Raw genomic sequence first — 19,444 nt, forward strand, 5'->3', positions numbered from 1 at the left:
GAGGTGTTCATCCAGATCATGCAGGGCAGGTGCCGCGACGAGGAGCGGCTGCACCGGCTGAGCGACGAGTGGCGCGAGACGCTGGGGCCGACGGCCGTCGGCTGGCTCGGTGGCACCTACGGCGTCACCGACGACGGCGAGTTCGTCGGGGTCGTCCGGTTCGAGTCCAAGGAGGCCGCCATGCGGAACTCCGCCCGGCCCGAGCAGGGCGCCTGGTGGCAGCGGATGCAGGAGTGCTTCGACGGTGACGTGATGTTCCACGACTGCGACGACGCCAGCATCTGGCTCGAGGGCGGCTCCGACGACGCCGGCTTCGTGCAGGTGATGCAGGGCCGGGTCAGCGACCCCGAGCGGTTCCGGCACTTCATGGAGCAGCCGATGGACACCCTCCACGAGGAGCGCCCGGAGATCATCGGCGGCACCCTCGCCATGCAGCCCGACGGGTGGTTCACCGAGACGATCGCCTTCCGCTCCGAGGCCGAGGCCCGCGAGGGCGAGCGCAAGGAGATGCCGGAGGACGTGCGCCGGGAGTACGAGACCGAGATGTCGATGATGGAGAACGTCACCTACAAGGACCTGCACCACCCCTGGTTCGCCAGCCGCGGCTGACATCGCGCCGCAACGGCACCGTTGCCGAACGCCCCGCTCGACTTCTCGTCGGCCCCTCTTGCGCCCGGGGTGGGCACCGCCGTATGCCGCGTGGGCCCCGCGCAGCGCCCACGCGGCATACCGGGGACGTCGGTGCCGAGGCTGCGCGCGGCTGGGACCGCGTGGAGCGGTCAGCTCGCGCGTGGTGGCGCGAGCGGGAACGGCTCGTAGCAGTCGTAGGTCTCGTGCCGGGTGACGAGGCCGTCGCGCACGGTGAAGAACCCGGCCATGTGTGCGGTCAGCCGCGTGCCGGCCCGCAGCGCCCCGACGTCGTGCACCACGACCCCGGTCCACGTCGACTGCGCGGCTACGCGGTCGCCGTCGACCACCAGCTGCAGCACCTCGACGTGCTGGTCCTTGAGCAGGTCCTTGCCTGCGAGGAAGCCTGCGACCATCTCCTCGCGCCCGTGGGTGCGGCCGTGCGGCGACATCGGGCTGGGGTGCTCGATGTAGACCACGTCGGGGGCCAGGACACCGCGCAGGTCGTCCTCGTCGGAGCCCGGGGTGCCCACGATGGTGAGGTAGGTGTGGACGGTGGCGGCTGAGGTCCTGATCACCTCTCCACGGTAGGCACGGCGGTGGGAGCAGCGGTCGGGGCTTTTGACCTGAACCGGCCGGGATCGAGGCCCGGGTCAGGGTGGCGCAGCGTCTCGTCGCGCAGGTGCGAGGTCTTCCAGTTGGCCACCAGCACGAACGAGACCACCACCAGCAGGGCCCACGAGCCGAACTTGCCGACGTGCACCATCGACCAGCCGTCGGCCTGGTCGGGGTAGCGGTAGGCCGCGAAGATCGTGGAGATGTTCTCGGCCAGCCACAGGAAGAACCCGATCAGCACGAAGGAGAGCGCCAGCGGCATCCGGTAGCGGGCCTCCCCCACCGTGTAGTGCACCCAGGTGCGCCACGTGGCCGCCACGAGCAGCAACGCGAGCACCACGCGCACGTCCGGCAGGAAGTGGTGGGTGACGAAGTTGGCGTAGACGGCCGCCGCGAGCACCGCGGTCGGCCACGGCCGGTAGCGGGTCAGCCGAAGGTCCATCAGCCGCCACGCGCGCGCGATGTAGGAGCCGACGGCGGCATACATGAACCCGCTGTAGAGCGGCACGCCGCCGACCTTGGTGAGGGCCTCCTCGGGGTAGGCCCACGAGCCGAGGCGCACCTTGAGGACCTCGAAGGTGAGGCCCACCAGGTGGAAGGCAGCGGTGCCCAGCACCTCGCGACCGGTCTCGAGGCGCAGCGCCCAGAACGCCAGGGTGGCGACGACGCCGTACATGAGCAGCGCGTCGTAGCGGGCGACCGGCAACGGCACGACGGTCGACAGCGCCAGGCCGGCGAAGATGACGACGGCGAAGGCGCACGCGCGTGCCTCGAGCCACGCGAACCGGAGCAGCTGCGCGACGGCGTGCACAGCTCTGCGCGCGCCCCTCTGCCCGGCTCCCCCCATGCCGCTCACTCTAGGCGGGCCCGGCCGCGCCAGAGGGCAAACACGTCAGAGCTCCAGGCGCAGCAGCGAGTCGGCCGCCTCACGAAAACCGAACGCGGAGTAGAGCGGTCGCGAGATCTCGCTCGGCGCGAGCACGACGCGCACCATGCGCTCCGCCCGGGCCCACTCGACAAGGGCCTGCATGAGCAGGCCGCCCACGCCGCGTCGCCGGTGCCCCGGGTCGACCCAGACGTTGGCGCCGTAGGCCCACCGCGACGGTGGGATGCCGGGCTTCGGCATCCGCTCGAACACCGCGGCGTTCGCCATGCCGACCGCCTCGCCGCCCGGGGTGCGCGCCACCCACGCGCGCCGGTGGCCGGACTGCTGGTCCCACCACCGCCGCATCCGCTCGCCGAACGCCTCGACGGCAGCGTCGTCCGTGGCGTGCAGTCCCCGGTCGGCCGACCACGCCAGCCGCATCCGGGTCAGGTCGGCGAGCTCCTCGGCGCCGGCCTGCTCCACGGCATACCCGCTGGCGCTCACCCCCGGACCGGGTGGCGCGGTCCCGCCTGCGCTCACAGCGACAGTCGCGCGAGCCCGCTGCCCGCGTCGTCGAGTCCCAGTCGCTGCAGGGTCAAGCGGGCCATCTCCCACTGCCCCCGGCCACCCGGGTGGATGGGGTCGTCGAGCCACGGGGTCGGCGGCTCGTCACCGAACCGGTCGGTCCAGTGGGCGTGGTGGTCGACGAGGAGGGCGCCGTGCCGCTCGGCGACGTCGCGGCAGACCTGCGCGTATGCCGCGAGGTCGGGCCGCGGGCGCTCGGCACCGGGCCCAGTGGTGGTCGGGGTGTGCACGACCACGGCCGCGCCCGAGTGCTGCAGGTGCTCGACGATCGCGGACAGGTCAGCGGCGAACCGCTGCCGTCCGTCGGGTCCCTCGACGGCGTCGTTCATGCCGAGGGCCACGCTGGCGACATCCGGCCGGAAGCGCAGCGCGTGGTGCTCGAGCGCCCCGAGCAGGTCGCCCGCCGTCCACCCGGAGACCCCGGTGTTGACCACCACGTCGTGCACGCGGCCCAGCTCACCGCGCAGCCGCTCGGCCACGTGCTCGACGTAGCCGCGCAGGCCGCGGGTGTGGTGCAGCCCGTGGGTGATGCTGTCGCCGGTGAAGAGCCAGTCGAGAGGACGTCCGGAGCCGATCAGGTCAGGGAGGTCAGGCACCCCGCGACCCTACCGACTCAGTGGGAGTGCGACGCCTCGAGCATCTGCTCGCGGCCGGAGCCGAGCACGGTCAGCGGCAGCAGCGTCTTGCCGGTCGGGCCGATCTCGATCTCGGTGCCCATCTGGGGACACACGCCGCAGTCGAAGCACGGGGTCCAGCGGCAGTCGTCGACCTCGGTCTCGTCGAGGGCGTCCTGCCAGTCGGCCCAGAGCCACTCCTTGTCGAGGCCCGAGTCGATGTGGTCCCAGGGCAACACCTCGGTCTCGCCGCGCTCGCGGGTGGTGTACCAGGCGACGTCGACCGGCAGGTCGGCCAGGGCCTCCTCGGCGCAGCGCATCCACCTCTCGTAGGAGAAGTGCTCGCTCCAGCCGTCGAACCGGCCACCGTCACGCCATACCGCCTCGATGACCCGGCCGACACGGCGGTCACCGCGGGAGAGCAGGCCCTCGACGATGCCGGGCTTGCCGTCGTGGTACCGGAAGCCGATCGAGGAGCCGTAGCGCTTGTCGGACCTGATGGCGTCGCGCAGCTTCTCCAGGCGCGCGTCGGTCTCCTCGGCGCCGAGCTGGGCGCACCACTGGAACGGCGTGTGCGGCTTGGGCACGAAGCCGCCGATGGAGACGGTGCAGCGGATGTCGCGGCGGCCGCTGACCTGCCGGCCGGTCTCGATGACCCGCTTGGCGAGGTCGGCGATCTGCAGCACGTCCTCGTCGGTCTCGGTGGGCAGCCCGCACATGAAGTAGAGCTTCACCTGCCGCCAGCCGGCACCGTAGGCCGCGGCGACCGTGTTGATGAGGTCGTCCTCGGTCACCATCTTGTTGATGACCTTGCGGATCCGCTCACTGCCGCCCTCGGGGGCGAAGGTCAGGCCGGATCGGCGTCCGTTGCGGGTGAGCTCGTTGGCCAGCTCGATGTTGAACGCGTCGACGCGGGTCGAGGGCAGCGACAGGCCGGTCTCGGTGCCCTCGTAGCGGTCGGCGAGGCCCTTGGTGACCTCGGCGATCTCGGAGTGGTCCGCCGAGCTGAGCGAGAGCAGGCCCACCTCCTCGAACCCGGTCGCCGCCAGCCCGCGCTCGACCATCTCACCGATGCCGGTGATGGAGCGTTCGCGCACCGGGCGGGTGATCATGCCCGCCTGGCAGAAGCGGCAGCCGCGGGTGCAGCCACGGAAGATCTCCACCGACATGCGCTCGTGCACCGACTCCGCCAGCGGCACGAGCGGCTGCTTCGGGTAGGGCCACTCGTCGAGGTCCATGACGGTGTGCTTGGCGACCCGCCACGGCACGCCGGACGCGTCGGGCTTCGGGGCCACGCGCTTGATCCGCCCGTCGGGCAGGTAGTCGACGTCGTAGAACGCCGGCACGTAGACGCCGCCGGTGCGGGCCAGGCGGAGCAGCAGCTCGCGGCGGCCACCCGGACGGCCCTGCGCCTTCCAGTCCGACACGATGTCGGTGATGGCCAGCACGGCCTGCTCGCCGTCGCCGACGACCGCGGCGTCGATGAAGTCGGCGATGGTCTCGGGGTTGAACGCCGCGTGGCCGCCGGCGATGACGACCGGGTCGTCGTCGCCACGGTCGACCGCGTGCAGCGGGATGCCCGCCAGGTCGAGCGCGGTGAGCATGTTGGTGTAGCCGAGCTCGGTGGAGAACGAGATGCCGAACAGGTCGAAGTCGCGCACCGACCGGTGGGCGTCGACGGTGAACTGGGGCACCGCGTGGTCGCGCATGAGGCGCTCGAGGTCGGGCCACACGGCATACGTGCGCTCGGCGAGGGCGTCCTCACGCTCGTTGAGGACTTCGTAGAGGATCATGACGCCCTGGTTGGGCACGCCCACCTCGTAGGCGTCCGGGTACATCAGCGCCCACCGCACCGTGAGGTCCTCGCCCCCGGGGCCGAAGCCGCCGCAGTCCCAGTCCTTGACGGTCGAGTTGAGCTCACCACCGACGTACTGGATGGGCTTGGAGACCTGCTCGAGCAGCGGCTCGAGAGCAGGGAAGACGGACAGGCCAGACATGGGCTCAAGGGTAACCGCGCCCATGCCACAGCCCGAATCGCGAGCACCGGGTCGGCTTTCCCAGCGCTTTCCCAGACTGTTCGCAGCCACCGCCCCTAGCGTCTGCCCATGCGTTCCCGTGCCCTCACCGTGCGCCTGTTGGCCGGCACCGCCGCCGGACTGCTGCTGATCGCCCACCTGCACCACCACGCCGGCCACGACGCGTCCCCGACGGTCGCCGTGCGAGCACCCGCTGTGAGCGCGGAGTCGGCCTCGCTGACCCAAACGCACTGACCCAGCCGCGCTGGCCCAGACGGCCCGCCCGGCGTCGTCCCCGGCGGCATACTGGCGGCGTGGAGGCCGCAGAGCGGGTGCACGAGGCCATGCGGGCGGTGCCCCGCGCGCGGTACCTCCCGAGGGCCCAGCGGTTCTTCGCCCCGGCCGACATGGCGCTGCCGATCGGGCACGGTCAGACCAACTCGCAGCCGAGCACCGTGCGCGCCATGCTCGAGCTGCTCGACGTCCGACCCGGCCAGCGGGTGCTCGACGTCGGCGCCGGCTCGGGGTGGACGACCGCGATCCTGGCCCACCTCACCGGGCCCACCGGGTCGGTGGTGGGCGTCGAGCGGGTGCCCGCCCTCGTCGAGATGGCGACGGCCAACGTGGGCAGGGCCGGTATGCCGTGGGCGAGCGTCGTGTGCGCGACGCCGGGCGTGCTCGGGGCACCCGACGAGGCACCGTTCGACCGGATCCTGGTCTCGGCCGAGCCCGACCACCTGCCCGCCGACCTGGTTGCCCAGCTGGCCCAGGACGGCGTGATGGTGATCCCGGTCGGCGGGCGGATGCTACGCGTCCGGGCGACAGCAGCGGGGCCGGAGGTCGAGCGCACCGGCTACTACCGCTTCGTGCCCCTGGTGCCCTGACGGCCGGTCCGCGCCTGCCTTTTCCACAGGGCTGCCGAGGTCGCCACACCGTCCACAGGGGGCACTGGTGGGCTTGCGTTTCATCGACCCGTATGCCGTGAAAATGGTTGCGTTGCAACGGTTTCCACGCGTCGCGACTTGAGCTGGGTTGTCGGTGGTCACCCCTAGGGTTGTCGTCATGGAGGGGAACCAGCACCACGACGAGCAGGCAGGTCACTGCCTGAGCCTGGCCGAGCGCCGGGAGCGGTTCGCCGCCGCGCGGGAGGCGCTGCACGGACTGGACGCGGTGACCTGGCAGTGTCCCTCCGGTGGTGGGCCCGACGGGCTGGCCGGCCTGATGGAGGAGCTCGACGCCCTGGTGACGGCCGGAGGCGCCGGCCAGGTGGCCGTGCTGCGCGACGCACTCCAGCGCGGTGAGACCTCCGGCGGGTCCGCGGCGATGACCCCGACCCAGTGGGTCCGGGCTCACGCCCCGTCGACCAAGGCCGGTGGCGCCGCGGCGATCGTGTCGGTCGCGACCGCGTTCGGGAAGGCCGTGAACCAGCCGGTGAAGGAGGCGGTCGAGGCAGGCCGGTTGCCGGTGCGGTCCGCGGCAACCGTGGTGTCGGAGTTCGAGAAGCTGAGCCCGCTGCTCGGTGACCCGATGCAGGAGCCGGCGCTGACCACGCTGGTCGACATCGCCGCCGACGACGGCCCCCAGGCCTGCCGGAAGGTGCGCCCGTTCATCCTCGCCCGGTACGGGCTCGAGGATGCGTTGCAGAAGGAGCAGGACGCCGGCAAGGCGTTCATCCGCCTCTCCCAACCGGCCGACGCCGGAGCAGGCACGTTCGAGTACCGGCTCACCCTCGACGTGGAGGGCAAGGCCATCCTCGAGGCCGCGCTCGGACCGCTGTCCGCGCCGAAGCCGGTCGACGGGGAACGCGACCTCAGGTCCAGCGACCGGCGCCGCGGCGACGCCCTCATCACCCTCGTCCGCCGGGCGGTGGCGGCCGGGGACGAGGCCGGCAAGACCAACAAGACCACCCTGCTGCTGACCATGAGCTACGACGACCTCAAGGACCGGCTCGGCGCGGCCACGACCTTGGGCGGGCTCGACGCCGGCACCCACCTCGCCCCCGAGACGGTGCGGCGGCTGTGCTGCGACGGGTCCGTCATCCCGATCGTCCTCGGCTCCGGCGGCGAGGTGATGGACTGGGGCGTCGAGAAACGCTTCTTCACCGACGCCCAGACCAAACGGCTCTGGCTGCGCGACGGCGGCTGCACCTACCCCGGCTGCCAGGCGCCGCCGCAGTGGACGGACGCCCACCACCTCGTGCACTGGGCCGACCTCGGCCCCTCGGACCTGGCCAACGGGGCGCTGCTCTGCGAGCGGCACCACACCATCGTGCACAGCCGGCGTCTGGCCGGCCGAGTCGTGCAGGGGCCCTTCGGGGAACGGGTCGAGTGGGACCTGACCCGCGGCTCCTACGACGAGCTGCTCGCCCAACGGGCAGCGCAGGAGCCAGCGTGAACCCGCCCCACACCCCGCCGACCGCCGGCGGGGCCACACGCATGCCCGGCCACGCTCGGCCCCGCCGAGCGCCCTGCACCATCCGGAGACGTCAGGCGCTGGTGGTCTCAGGCGCTGCTGGTCGTCAGGCGCTGGTGGTGGCTTTCCTGGTCCGGCGGGCGTTCAGGCGGAGCTGGGTGACCCGGGCGATCCCGGCGATGGCGACGACCACGCCGCCCCCGACGGCGGCGATCAGCAGTGCCATCCCGAGCGGGATGGTGCCGGAAAGGCCGAGGAAGTGGACGTCGACCTTGGTCGTGTTCTGCAGCATGAAGACGATGAGCAGGATGAGGAGGAGCAGCGCGGCTCCGGTGGCCACCCAGACGGCGCTCGCCCGAGTGAGGGGTGGAGCACCAGCCTCAGGTGGAGGCGCAGCTGGGGGAACCTCGCCGGAGGAAACCTCCTCCGACGACGGAGTCTCCATCGGCCCCTCGTCGGATGGCGCCGGCGATGGAAGGTTGCTCGTCATGGTCCGCCTCCCCCGGATCGGCGACCGCAGCAGGACATCTCCATGGTCACGCCCGCCGAGCTTCGAGACAAGGCTCTGGACCCGCCGACTCCCGGGTCCCGTGCGCAGGCCGATCCGGCCGTGAACGCCAACGGGCCTCGTCCCGTCAGAACGGTCCGGTCAGAACAACCGGAGCCCGGCTACCTGCGCCTCGAGGTCGAGCAGCAGCCGCTTGCGTGGCAGCCCGCCGCCATAGCCGGTGAGGTCTCCCCCGGCGCCGACCACGCGGTGGCACGGGACCACGATGCCCAGGGGGTTGCGGCCGTTGGCCAGGCCGACGGCGCGCGAGCCGTTCGGGTGGCCCAGGCGCCGGGCCAGCTCGCCGTAGGTGGTCGTCTCCCCATAGGGAATCCGCAGCAGCTCGGCCCAGACCCGCTGCTGGAAGGCCGTCCCCTCCGGTGCGAGCGTGAGGTCGAACTCGGTGCGCCGCCCGGCGAAGTACTCCTCGAGCTGCGTCGCGGCGGCTGTCAGCACCTCGTCGTCGGCAGGGGCCGGTTCGCCGTAGGCGAGGACGCCGGGGTGGTGCCGCTGGTCCTCCATCCAGACCCCGACCAGCTCCGCCCCTCGGGCGACGAGCACCAGCCGACCGACGGGGGTCGACTCCATCACCACGTGGCGGCGGACGGCGGGCGAGGCCGCTCCGGAGAGGAACTGGCCCGTCATGCCGCCGACCCTTCCGACTCCGAGGCTCCCGAGCCCAGCCTCTCCGAGTCGGCCCCTCCCGTCTCCCTGTCCCCCGGTTCGTCGGGGAGCCGACCGGCAGCGTGGTCGCTGAGGCACCACAGGTGCTGCACGGCGTACGCGCCCCACGGCCGCCACCGACGCTGGGCCTCGGCCACCGCGGCACCGCCCGCAAGGCCCAGCTGGGTCAGCCCCGAACGCACGGCGAGGTCGGAGGCCGGGAAGGCGTCGGGGTCACCGAGTCCGCGCATGGCGAGCATCTCGACCGACCAGGGGCCGATGCCGGGCATCGCCATCAGAGCCCCACGTGCGGCGGTCCAGTCCTCCCCCGGCCCGAGCCGCACGTCGCCGGAGACCAGCGCTCCGGCGAGCCCGACCAGGGTGCGGGCGCGGCTGCCCGGCATGGCCAGGGTGGCGGGGTCGAGCGCGGCGACGGCGTCGGGCGACGGGAAGACGTGCGTCAGCCCGCCGTCGGGGTCGGTGAGCGGCTCGCCCAGGTCGGCCACCAGCCGGGCCGCGAGGCGACGCGCGGCGGCGGTGGAGACCTGCTGCCCCAGCACCACGCGCAGGGCGAGCTCCTCGGCGTCGACGGTGCGGGGCACGCGGCGTCCCGGGGCGGCTGCGACGAGGGGCCGAAGGGAGAGGTCGTGGCTGAGGTGCTCGTCGACCGCGGTCGGGTCGGCGTCGAGGTCGAGCAGGGCGCGGCAGCGGGCCACGGCGCTGCCGAGGTCGCGCAGGTCGGTGAGCCAGACGCGGGCGGCGACGTGGTCGGGCTGCGGGGTCAGGGCCACCACTGCCGGGCCGTGCGGGAGGCGGAGGCTGCGCCGGTAGGCCCCCCTGCGCCACTCCTCGACCCCCGGCACGCGGGTCTCGACCAGGTGACCGAAGAGGCTGTCGGGAAGCAGGGGTGCGCGGAACGGCAGGCGCAGCGCCACGTGGTGCCACGCCCCACCGGTGGCCGCCTCGCGGTCGACGGGTGTCGTGGACGGGGACCGGCGGCGGCGCAGCTCGGTCGGCGTGAGCGCGAAGACCGCCTGCACGGTGGCGTTGAACGACCGCAGGCTGGAGAAGCCGGCAGCCCAGGCCACCTCGGTCATCGGCAGGTCGCTGGACTCGATGAGGGTGCGGGCGGTCTGGGCCCGCTGCGCCCGCGCGAGGGCGAGCGGTCCGGCGCCGAGCTCGGCCGCGACCACGCGCTCGACCTGGCGGGTGCTGTAGCCGAGCCGGCGCGCCAGGCCGCTGACGCCCTCGCGGTCGACGACGCCATCAGCGATCAGGCGCACGGCCCGGGCGGTCGTGTCGGCCCGTGTCGACCACTCCGGTGAGCCGGGGCTCGCGTCGGGCCGGCACCGCTTGCAGGCCCGGAAGCCGGCGGCCTGGGCGGCAGCGGCACTCGGGTAGAACCGCATGTTCCGCGGCTTGGGCGGCACCACGGGACAGCTCGGTCGGCAGTAGATGCCCGTCGTCAGGACGGCGGTGAAGAACCACCCGTCGAACCGGGCGTCCTTGGCCTGCACGGCCCGGACGCAGGCCTCGGTGTCCTCGTGCATGCGGACAGTCTGCCTCCCGGAGCCGACACCCACCGGCAGGAATCCGACATCGTCCTCCGTCCACCGGCGTCCTGCGTCCACCGCCCCGGACGCACGGCGCCCCGCCACCCGGGTGGGTGGCGGGGCGCGGCGTCGGGACGACCCTGGTTCAGCTCTTGACCGTGGTGTCGGAGTAGTGGGCGTCGAGCTGGCCGCGGTAGCGCTCGTTGACGACCTTCCGGCGCAGCTTCATGCTCGGCGTGATCTCGCCGTCCTCGACGGAGAAGTCGCGGTCGAGGATGGTGAACTTCTTGATCTGCTCCCACCGGTTGAGCGTCATGTTGAGCTCGTCGATGTAGGTCTGGACCATGTCGCGGCACCGCTGGGACGTGACGACCTCGCTGTAGGGCTTGCCGGCCATGTTGTTGGCGGCCGCCCAGCCCTCCATCGCGTCGGGGTCCAGGGTGACCAGGGCCGAGACGAAGTGGCGGTCGGCGCCGTGCACCAGCATCTGGCTGACGTACGGGCACATGCCCTTGAAGATCGCCTCGATCCGCGACGGGGCGACGTACTTGCCGCCCGAGGTCTTGAACATGTCCTTCTTGCGGTCGGTGATCTTGAGGAACCCGCGGTCGTCGATCTCGCCGATGTCACCGGTGTGGCACCACCCCTGGACGTCGAGCGTCTCGGCCGTCTGGTCCTGGGCGTTGTGGTAGCCCTGCATGATGCCCGGGCCACGGACGAGGATCTCGCCGTCCTCGGCGACCTGGACCTCGGTGCCGGGGGCGGGCCAGCCGACGGTGCCGTGGCGGTAGGCGTTGGGGCGGTTGACGAACGAGAAGGCGCTCGTCTCGGTGAGCCCGTACCCCTCGAGGATGAGGAGGCCGAACGCGTCGAACCACCTCGCGATCGCGGGGTCGAGGGCCGCCGATCCGGAGACGAAGAAGCGCACCCGTCCGCCGAACCGCTCCCGCACCTTGTGCAGCACCAGCCTGTCGGCCAGGGAGTACTGCAGCCCGAGCAGACCGGACGGCTCGCGGCCCTCGGCACGCAGGGCGGCGGCCTTGCTTCCGACGCCCTCGGCCCACTGGAAGAGGCGGTACTTGATGCCGCCCTCCTCCTCCATCATCATCCCGATGCGGCCCTTGGCCTTCTCGAAGATGCGTGGGGGAGCCCCCATCCAGGTCGGCTTGACCACCGCGAGGTTCGGGACGATCTGGTCGACGCGCCCGTCGATCGCCGTGGGGAAGCCGATCTGCATCGGGATGATCAGGAACACCTTGCCGAGCACGTGCGACAGCGGCAGCCAGAGGAACTGCAGGTCGTCCTTGCCGAGGATGCCGATCGAGTCGACCGCCGCGGCCTCGTAGGTCCAGGCGTCGTGGGTGAGCCGCACACCCTTGGGCCGACCGGTGGTGCCCGAGGTGTAGATGATGGTGGCCAGGCGCTCGGGGGTGAGGGCGTCGATGCGCTCGTCGACGACACCGGAGTCGGTGGCGAGGAGCTCGGCACCCATCTGGTCGAGCTCGTCGAGGGTGATGACCCAGTCGCCGTCGGGCGTGCCGTCGTAGGTGACGACCCGGGTGACGTGCGGGATCTCGTGGCGGACCTCGCGCAGCTTGGCGATCTGCCCGTCGTCCTCGGCGAAGACGACGCGGCTGTCCGAGTTGGACAGGATGTAGGAGACGTCGCCCGGGATGGTCGTCGGGTAGATCGTCGTCGTGGCCGCCCCGGCACACATGATGGCCAGGTCGCAGACGGCCCACTCGTAACGGGTGGTGGAGGCGATCGAGACGCGGTCCTCGGGGCTGACGCCGAGCGCGATGAGGCCGGCAGCCAGGCGGTAGGCCTGCTCACGGGCCTCGCCCCAGGTGACCGGCATCCACTCGCCGTTGCTCGGGAAGGAGTAGGCCACCTCGTCCTTGGAGGCCTCGACCCGGTTGCGGAACAGGTGGGCGACGCTCGGCGCCCGGTTGTCGATCAGGCTCCTGTCGACCGGCTCGTCGGCAGGGGTCCGGTAGTGCAGCGTCATCGCCATCCTCACGTAGGGGGGTCCGTGTCGGCCGGTCTCCGGAAAGGGCCGCCTGTTCGCCTGCCCTGTCGGTGCAGGCCCGTTGGCGGGATCGTCCCACGGGGACCAGTGGTGCGGGGGGTGATTCGAGTGAATCGTTGCGGTTCACCCCGCACAAGGGACTTGGGACCCGGCCATGCTGCCAACGAGGCGCAACCGGCCGCCGCGGGCCCGTCTCAGCGGCGCAGCCCCGCCGCACCGCCGCACCGCCGCAGCCCGCCTGCTCAGCGGCGCTGGCCGGCGAGGTGGACGTTGTTGACCAGGCCGATGGCGAGCCAGCAGGCGAACATCGACGACCCGCCGTAGGAGACGAACGGCAGCGGGAGGCCGGTGACGGGCATGAGTCCGAGGTTCATGCCGACGTTCTCGAAGACCTGGAAGGTGAACCAGGTCGCCACCCCGAGGGCCAGGAGCCGGCCGGTGGCGTCCTGCGCGCGTGAGGCCACCACGACGGAACGGATGACTACGAACCCGAGGAGCAGCAGCAGCCCGGCGGCACCGAGGAAGCCGAGCTCCTCCCCCGCCACCGAGAAGACGAAGTCGGTCTGCTGGTACGGGATGAAGCCGCCCTGCGTCTGCCGGCCCTCGAACAGTCCCTGCCCCTGCCAGCCGCCGGAGCCGATCGCGATGCGCACCTGCCGGGTCTGGTAGCCGATGCCGTGTGGGTCGGCCTGCGGGTCGGCGAAGGCGGTGAGCCGGTCGCGCTGGTAGTCGCTCAGCAGCGGCGTCGTCAGGGCTGCCACCACCCCGGCGGTGACGAGGCCGAGCGCGAGCGCCAGCCGGCGCTTCGGGGCACCGCTGAGGGCCACGACACCGAACGCGAGCGCGCCCAGCACCAGGGCGGAGCCGAGGTCGGGCTGCAGCATGACCAGGGCGATGGGGACCGCCGCCACCGCCCAGGCGACGGCGACGTCACGACCGTCGGGCACGGCGCCCCGGTCGAGCCGCTCACCGAGCACGATCGCGAGCCCGAGGCACAGGGCGGCCTTGGCGAGCTCGGAGGGCTGCACGGAGAACCCGCCCGGCAGCAGGATCCACGAGTGCGACCCGTTGACGGTCGAGCCGATGGGCGTGAGCAGCAGCACCAGCCCGGCCACCGAGAGCACGTAGAGGGCGGGCGCCAGGGCCCGCAGCAGCTGGTAGCCCGTGCGCGTCACCGCGGCCGCCAGCGCCACCCCGAGCGCCGTGTTGACCAGGTGACGGGTGAGGTATGCCGTGCCGGCCGCGTTGCGCGTCGCCGACCACACGAGCAGGGCGCCGACGAGCGAGAGCCCGAGCGCGCCGACCACCAGCCCCCAGTCGCTGCGCGCCCAGGTGCCGGGCGCCGCCGGCCCCCACGCCGCAGACCACCGCCCGGGAGGCAGGCGTGTCGGCCGTGCCGCAGGAACGCGCCCCCGCACGGCCGGGCCGGTCAGGACGGGACGACGGTCTTGAGCACCTGGCGGCACTGCTCGATGTCCCCCGCCATGGCCGTCAGCAGCTCCTCGACGGAGTCGAAGCGCAGCGTCGGCCGGATGTGCTCGACGAAGTCGATGGCCACCCGCTCGTCGTAGAGGTCGAGGTCGGTGCGGTCGAGGACGTAGGCCTCCACCGTGCGCACGGTGCCGTCGAACGTCGGGTTCGTGCCCACCGAGATGGCCGAGGGCAGCGTGCGGTCGGCGTGCTCGGCCGGCAGGTCGAGCCGGGTCATCCACCCGGCATACACGCCGTCGGCGGGCACCAGGCCGAGCGCGTCCTGGTCGAGGTTCGCCGTCGGGTAGCCGAGGTCACGTCCGCGGTGCGCCCCGTGCACCACGGTGCCGACCACCTGGTGGGGACGGCCCAGGATGCCGGCGGCGGCACCGACCCGGCCGGCGGCCAGGTGCTCGCGCACCGCGGACGAGGACCAGCGGTGGAGGCCCTCGTCGCCGACGTCGTTCACCACGACGACCTCGAAGCCGTGCCGCGCCCCGAGCTCGCGGAGCAGGTCGACGTCGCCGGTGTAGCCCTTGCCGAAACCGCGGGTGTCCTCCCCCACCACGAGCACCTTCGCCTGCAGCGCCTCGACGAACGTGCGCACGACGTAGTCCTCGGGCGTCTGGTCGGCGAACTCGTGCGTGAACTCCAGCACGAGCAGGCCGTCGAGGCCCGTGTCTGCGAGCAGCTCGTCGCGCAGGGTGTCTGGCGTGATCAGCGGCAGGCCCTTCTCGCGGTGGAACAGCGCGGCCGGGTGCGGGTCGAACGTGACCGCCACCGAGGGCAGTCCGTGTCGGGCGCCCTCCTCGACCAGGCGGCCGAGCACCGCCCGGTGGCCACGGTGGACCCCGTCGAAGTTGCCGAACGTCGCCACGCAGGGGCGCAGCGAGTCGGGGGTCTGGGCGGGGTCGGTCCAGCGGTGCACGGAGGACACTCTACGAACCCGAGGGGGCGAACACGACGAGCGCCCGCGCTTTCAGCCCGGACTCGTCGAGCATGGCCACCAGCGTGCCGTCCGGCGCGAAGGCCGCGACGGGCTCACGACGGCCGGCCGGGGCGGAGGTGATGCGCTGGCCGTAGCCGACGGCACGCGCCTCGGCCTCGCTGAGCTCGCGCGGGGTGAAGCCGCCGCGGGCCGCGTCGGCGATCGGCAGCAGCGGCACCTCGTCGCGCTCGGCGGCGGCCTCGAGCTGCTCGAGGGTGTGGGCCTGCTCGAGGGTGAACGAGCCGACCCGGGTGCGCCGCAGGGCGGTGAGGTGGCCACCCACGCCGAGCGCGGTGCCGAGGTCGCGGGCCAGCGCCCGCACGTAGGTGCCCGAGGACACCTCCACCTCGACGTCGACGTCGAGCACCGGCACACCGTCGGCCTCGGCGCGGCGGGTGGCCAGGACGTCGAAGCGGTGCACCGTCACCGGTCGCGGCGGGAGCTCGACGTCCTCACCGGCCCGGACCCGGGCGTAGGACCTCTCCCCCTTGACCTTGATGGCACTGACCGCGCTGGGCACCTGCTCGATGTCACCCGTGAGGGCGAGCACGGCGCCGCGGAGAGACCCGGCGGTCACCCCGTCGGCCGGGGTCGAGGCCGTGACCTCGCCCTCGGCGTCGTCGGTGATGGTGCTCTGCCCGAGGCGGATGGTGGCGGTGTAGGTCTTGTCGCAGCCGACCAGAAAGGTCAGCAGCCGGGTGGCCTTGTTGACCCCGAGCACCAGCACGCCGGTGGCCATCGGGTCGAGGGTGCCGGCGTGCCCGACGCGGCGGGTGCCACACAGGCGCCGGGCCCGGCCGACGACGTCGTGGCTGGTCCAGCCGGCCGGCTTGTCGACGACGAGCAGTCCGTCAGCGACGGGCATCTGCTTCGCCGTCGAGGTCGGCGGTGTCCCACACGGTCTCGTCGGCGCCCTCGTCGAGGTCGTCGTCCTCGGTCGCGGGCTTCTTGTAGGGGTCGGCCTCGCCGGCGTACTTCGCCTCGGCCGCGGCAGCGGCCACGGCGGCGTCGCGCTCCTTGGCCTCGCGCAGGAGGTCCTCGAGGTGCGCGGCCGTCTCCGGGATCGCGTCGGCGAAGAAGTCCAGGCTGGGCGTCAGGCGGATGCTGATCTGGCCGCCCACGAAGGAGCGCAGCCGCCCCTTGTTCTTCTCGAGCAGGGCAGCGGTCCGGGCGCGCTGCGCCTCGTCGCCGAAGACGGTGTAGAAGACCGACGCGTGCTGCAGGTCGTTGGTGACCCGCACGTCGGTGATGGTGACGAAGCCGAGGTCGGGGTCCTTGACGATGCGCTCGACGTTGGCGGCGATCAGGACCTTGATGCGGTCGGCGATCTTGCGGGCGCGTCCGGCGTCAGCCATGGCTCCTCCTGAGGTGGACGGTGGGGTCGTGCGGGCGCAGGGACGCCGCCCGCACGAGGGAGAGGTGCGGGTATGCCGGGTGGTGACCACCCGGCATACCCCTCACCTCGGTGCGTGCCCCTGCGTCAACAGGGGCACGCCGTGCCGCGTCAGGCGCGCGGCTTCTCGCGCATCTCGTAGGTGGAGATGAGGTCGCCGAGCTGCAGGTCGTTGTAGGACCCGAGGTTGATGCCGCACTCGAAGCCCTCGCGGACCTCGGTGACATCGTCCTTGAACCGGCGCAGGCCGGCGATCTCGACGTTCTCGGCCACCACGACACCGTTGCGCGTGATCCGCGCCTTGGTGCCGCGCTTGATCTCGCCGCTGCGGACGATCGAACCGGCGATGTTGCCGAACTTGGACGAGCGGAAGATCTCGCGGATCTCCGCCGTGCCGAGCTGGTGCTCCTCGTACTCCGGCTTGAGCATGCCCTTCAGGGCTGCCTCGATCTCCTCGATGGCGTTGTAGATCACCGAGTAGTAGCGGATCTCGACGCCCTCGCGCTCGGCGTAGTCGGCGTTCTGGCCCTCGGCCCGAACGTTGTAGCCGATGATGATGGCGTCGGACGCCATCGCGAGGTTGATGTTGTTCATCGTGATCGCACCGACGCCGCGGTCGATGATCCGCAGGTCGACCTCGTCGCCCACGTCGATCTGCAGCAGCGCGTCCTCGAGCGCCTCGACCGAACCGGAGACGTCGCCCTTGAGGATGAGGTTGAGCGTCTCCACCTTGCCGGCCGCGAGCGCCTCGTTGAGGTCCTCGAGGCTGATGCGCTTGCGGGCCTTGGCCAGGGAGGCCTGACGGTCCGCAGCCTCACGCCGCTCGGCGATCTGGCGGGCGGTGCGGTCGTCGGGAGCCACCACGAAGGTGTCACCCGCACGCGGCACGGAGGACAGGCCGAGCACCTGCACCGGGCGGGACGGACCCGCCTCGTCGACGTTCTTGCCGTGCTCGTCGAGCATGGCGCGAACGCGGCCGTAGGCGCTGCCGGTGACGATCGCGTCACCGACGTGCAGGGTGCCGGTCTGCACCAGCACCGTCGCGGTGGCACCGCGGCCACGGTCGAGGTTGGCCTCGATCGCGACACCACGGGCGTCCTTGTCCGGGTTGGCCCGCAGGTCGAGCGCTGCGTCGGCGGTCAGCAGGACGGCCTCGAGGAGGCTGTCGATGTTCTGGCCGGCCTTCGCGGAGACGTCGACGAACATCGTGTCGCCGCCGTACTCCTCGGCGATGAGGTTGTACTCGGTCAGCTGCTGGCGCACCTTGGCCGGGTTGGCACCCTCGACGTCGATCTTGTTGACCGCGACCACGATCGGCACGTCGGCCGCCTGGGCGTGGTTCAGCGCCTCGATGGTCTGCGGCATCACGCCGTCGTCGGCGGCGACGACGAGGATCGCGATGTCGGTGACCTTCGCACCGCGGGCACGCATGGCGGTGAACGCCTCGTGACCCGGGGTGTCGATGAAGGTGATCGGCCGGTCGACACCCTCGTGCACCTTGTGCACCTGGTAGGCGCCGATGTGCTGGGTGATGCCGCCGGACTCGCCGCCCGCGACGTTCTCGTTGCGGATGGCGTCGAGCAGGCGGGTCTTTCCGTGGTCGACGTGGCCCATGACGGTCACGACCGGTGGACGCGCCTCGAGGTCCTCTTCCTCCTCGCCCTCGATGCCCGTCTCCAGGTCGATGTGGAAGGCGTCGAAGAGCTCCTTCTCCTCCTCCTCGGGGGAGACGACCTGGATGTCGTAGCCGAGCTCGGCGCCGAGCAGCTTGAAGGTGTCCTCGTCGAGCGACTGCGTGGCCGTGGCCATCTCGCCGAGGTGGAAGAGCACCGTCACGAGGGCGCCCGGGTTGGCGTCGATCTTGTCGGCGAAGTCGCTCAGGGACGAGCCGCGGCGAACGCGGATGACGGTCGAGCCGTTGCCGCGAGGGACGCTCACGCCACCGATCGACGGCGCCTGCATCTGCTCGAACTCCTGGCGCTTCGCGCGCTTGGACTTGCGGCCGCGGACCGGACGACCGCCACCGCGGCCGAACGCACCTGCCGTGGAGCCACGACCGGCGCCACCACGGAAGCCACCGCCACCGGGACGACCGGCGAAGCCACCGCCGCCGCCGGGACGACCGCCACCGGCACCGCCGGGGCCACCACCGGGACGACCGCCCGGACGGGCCGGACGCTCACCGGGTCGGGCGACCGCGCTGCGGTCGGGCATCATGCCGGGGCTCGGACGCGGGCCACCCGGACGGGGACCGGCCGCACCAGTGCCACCCGGACGGGGCCCGGGACGGTTCTGGGGACGCGGCATGCCCTGGCTCGGGGCGAACGGGTTGTTGCCGGGACGCGGCGAACCCTCGCGCCCGCCACCCTCGCGGCCGGCACGCATGCCCTGGCTCGGGGCGAACGGGTTGTTGCCCGGGCGCGGGGCGCCGGGACGGGGACCGCCGGGCCGGGGGGCGGACCCACCAGCGGGACGCGGCGCGCCCGCACCAGCGCCACCCGGGCGAGGTGCACCGGTGCCGGGACGCGGGGACGGCGGCACGCCGGGGCCCTGGCGGCCCTCGTCACGCGAGGACTGCACGCGCGCGGCCGGGGCCTCGGGGGTCTTCGGCGCGGGACGGGGGCCGGGCGTCGGGCCGGACGGCGCGACAGCAGGCTTCGCCGGGGCGGCGGGCTCGGCCGCGGCCGGAGCGGCCGGAGCCGGGGTCGCCGGAGCCGGAGCGGCCGCAGCCGGGGCAGCCGGAGCTGCGGGGGCCGGTGCAGCCGGGGCAGCAGGCTTCCTCGCCCCCGGCTTGGCGGCGGGCTTCGCCTCGGCCTGGCCGTCGCCGCTGCCGCGGAGCTCCGCGGGGAAGGTCTCCTTGATCTTGCGGACGACCGGCGGCTCGATGGTGGACGACGCGGAGCGGACGAACTCGCCCTGCTCCTTCAAGTGGTTGAGCAGTGTCTTGCTCTCGACTCCGAGCTCCTTGGCGAGCTCGTAGACACGGACCTTGGCCACGTTTCTCCTGTCTGGTCCGTGCCGGGACAGGCGCGGACCGTCGTTAATGCTGGGGGGTGCTCATCGCTGAG

The 19,444-nt window shown here is 72.4% G+C and carries 18 protein-coding genes; 4 read left to right on the forward strand and 14 right to left on the reverse strand.

The annotated features are described in order from the left end of the window. The first annotated feature begins 3 nt into the window (after positions 1-3). Positions 4-609 (forward strand): hypothetical protein, encoded by a 606-nt coding sequence (locus BMW78_RS00620; protein WP_091755439.1) that lies wholly within the window; start codon positions 4-6, stop codon positions 607-609. 170 nt (positions 610-779) lie between these two features. Here BMW78_RS00620 and BMW78_RS00625 read toward each other — a convergent pair whose 3' ends face one another. Genes BMW78_RS00625 through BMW78_RS00645 form a run of 5 tightly spaced genes read right to left on the reverse strand, consistent with a single transcriptional unit; the run spans position 780 to position 5,303 of the window. Next, positions 780-1,205 (reverse strand): nuclear transport factor 2 family protein, encoded by a 426-nt coding sequence (locus BMW78_RS00625; protein WP_091755441.1) that lies wholly within the window; start codon positions 1,203-1,205, stop codon positions 780-782. Then, positions 1,202-2,089 carry a DUF817 domain-containing protein gene (locus BMW78_RS00630; RefSeq protein WP_143056098.1) on the reverse strand — a complete coding sequence of 296 codons (888 nt, stop codon included), beginning with the start codon at positions 2,087-2,089 and terminating at the stop codon, positions 1,202-1,204. Before BMW78_RS00630 ends, BMW78_RS00625 begins: the two co-directional genes overlap by 4 nt. A gap of 45 nt (positions 2,090-2,134) precedes the next feature. Further along, positions 2,135-2,611, reverse strand: coding sequence for a GNAT family N-acetyltransferase (locus BMW78_RS00635; protein WP_245735582.1), 477 nt, complete (start codon positions 2,609-2,611; stop codon positions 2,135-2,137). A 32-nt stretch (positions 2,612-2,643) separates the two neighbouring features. After that, entirely contained in the window at positions 2,644-3,288 is a 645-nt protein-coding gene (locus BMW78_RS00640; RefSeq protein ID WP_091755443.1) for an SGNH/GDSL hydrolase family protein, read from the reverse strand. 17 nt (positions 3,289-3,305) lie between these two features. Then, entirely contained in the window at positions 3,306-5,303 is a 1,998-nt protein-coding gene (locus tag BMW78_RS00645; protein ID WP_091755445.1) for a TIGR03960 family B12-binding radical SAM protein, read from the reverse strand. Between the two features lie 108 nt (positions 5,304-5,411). Between BMW78_RS00645 and BMW78_RS20615 the strand changes: the two genes are divergently transcribed. The 3 genes from BMW78_RS20615 (at position 5,412) to BMW78_RS00655 (ending at position 7,715) form a co-directional block, all read left to right on the forward strand. Next, entirely contained in the window at positions 5,412-5,576 is a 165-nt protein-coding gene (locus BMW78_RS20615) for a hypothetical protein (protein WP_177180222.1), read from the forward strand. Positions 5,577-5,635: 59 nt separating this feature from the next. Beyond that, positions 5,636-6,205 (forward strand): protein-L-isoaspartate O-methyltransferase family protein, encoded by a 570-nt coding sequence (locus tag BMW78_RS00650; protein WP_091755447.1) that lies wholly within the window; start codon positions 5,636-5,638, stop codon positions 6,203-6,205. A 178-nt stretch (positions 6,206-6,383) separates the two neighbouring features. After that, positions 6,384-7,715, forward strand: a complete 1,332-nt coding sequence (locus BMW78_RS00655) for an HNH endonuclease signature motif containing protein (protein WP_091755449.1) — start codon at positions 6,384-6,386, stop codon at positions 7,713-7,715. Between the two features lie 124 nt (positions 7,716-7,839). Here BMW78_RS00655 and BMW78_RS21090 read toward each other — a convergent pair whose 3' ends face one another. The 9 genes from BMW78_RS21090 to infB all read right to left on the reverse strand — a co-directional run bounded on the left by BMW78_RS21090 (position 7,840) and on the right by infB (position 19,373). Continuing rightward, positions 7,840-8,073 carry a lipopolysaccharide assembly protein LapA domain-containing protein gene (locus BMW78_RS21090; RefSeq protein ID WP_245735583.1) on the reverse strand — a complete coding sequence of 78 codons (234 nt, stop codon included), beginning with the start codon at positions 8,071-8,073 and terminating at the stop codon, positions 7,840-7,842. 309 nt (positions 8,074-8,382) lie between these two features. Beyond that, on the reverse strand, positions 8,383-8,925 hold the full coding sequence (locus BMW78_RS00665; RefSeq protein WP_091755453.1) for a methylated-DNA--[protein]-cysteine S-methyltransferase: 543 nt from the start codon (positions 8,923-8,925) through the stop codon (positions 8,383-8,385). Beyond that, a complete protein-coding gene (locus BMW78_RS00670; RefSeq protein ID WP_091755455.1) occupies positions 8,922-10,493 on the reverse strand; it encodes a DNA-3-methyladenine glycosylase 2 family protein in 1,572 nt (523 codons plus the stop codon). The genes BMW78_RS00665 and BMW78_RS00670 overlap by 4 nt, the downstream gene beginning before the upstream one ends. Before the next feature lie 148 nt (positions 10,494-10,641). Further along, a complete protein-coding gene (locus BMW78_RS00675) occupies positions 10,642-12,504 on the reverse strand; it encodes an AMP-dependent synthetase/ligase (RefSeq protein ID WP_091755457.1) in 1,863 nt (620 codons plus the stop codon). Positions 12,505-12,767: 263 nt separating this feature from the next. Beyond that, entirely contained in the window at positions 12,768-13,832 is a 1,065-nt protein-coding gene (gene rodA, locus BMW78_RS00680) for a rod shape-determining protein RodA (protein WP_342707679.1), read from the reverse strand. Positions 13,833-13,954: 122 nt separating this feature from the next. Next, on the reverse strand, positions 13,955-14,923 hold the full coding sequence (locus BMW78_RS00685; RefSeq protein WP_091756447.1) for a bifunctional riboflavin kinase/FAD synthetase: 969 nt from the start codon (positions 14,921-14,923) through the stop codon (positions 13,955-13,957). Positions 14,924-14,933: 10 nt separating this feature from the next. Next, positions 14,934-15,848, reverse strand: a complete 915-nt coding sequence (gene truB, locus BMW78_RS00690; RefSeq protein ID WP_091755459.1) for a tRNA pseudouridine(55) synthase TruB — start codon at positions 15,846-15,848, stop codon at positions 14,934-14,936. Beyond that, positions 15,835-16,338, reverse strand: a complete 504-nt coding sequence (rbfA, locus tag BMW78_RS00695) for a 30S ribosome-binding factor RbfA (protein WP_091755461.1) — start codon at positions 16,336-16,338, stop codon at positions 15,835-15,837. Before rbfA ends, truB begins: the two co-directional genes overlap by 14 nt. Positions 16,339-16,487: 149 nt before the next feature. Then, the gene (gene infB, locus BMW78_RS00700) at positions 16,488-19,373 is read right to left on the reverse strand and encodes a translation initiation factor IF-2 (protein ID WP_091755463.1); all 2,886 of its coding nucleotides are present in this window, start codon (positions 19,371-19,373) and stop codon (positions 16,488-16,490) included. Between the last annotated feature and the right edge of the window lie 71 nt (positions 19,374-19,444).

The organism is Pedococcus cremeus, from assembly GCF_900111375.1.
Lineage (GTDB): Bacteria > Actinomycetota > Actinomycetes > Actinomycetales > Dermatophilaceae > Pedococcus_A > Pedococcus_A cremeus.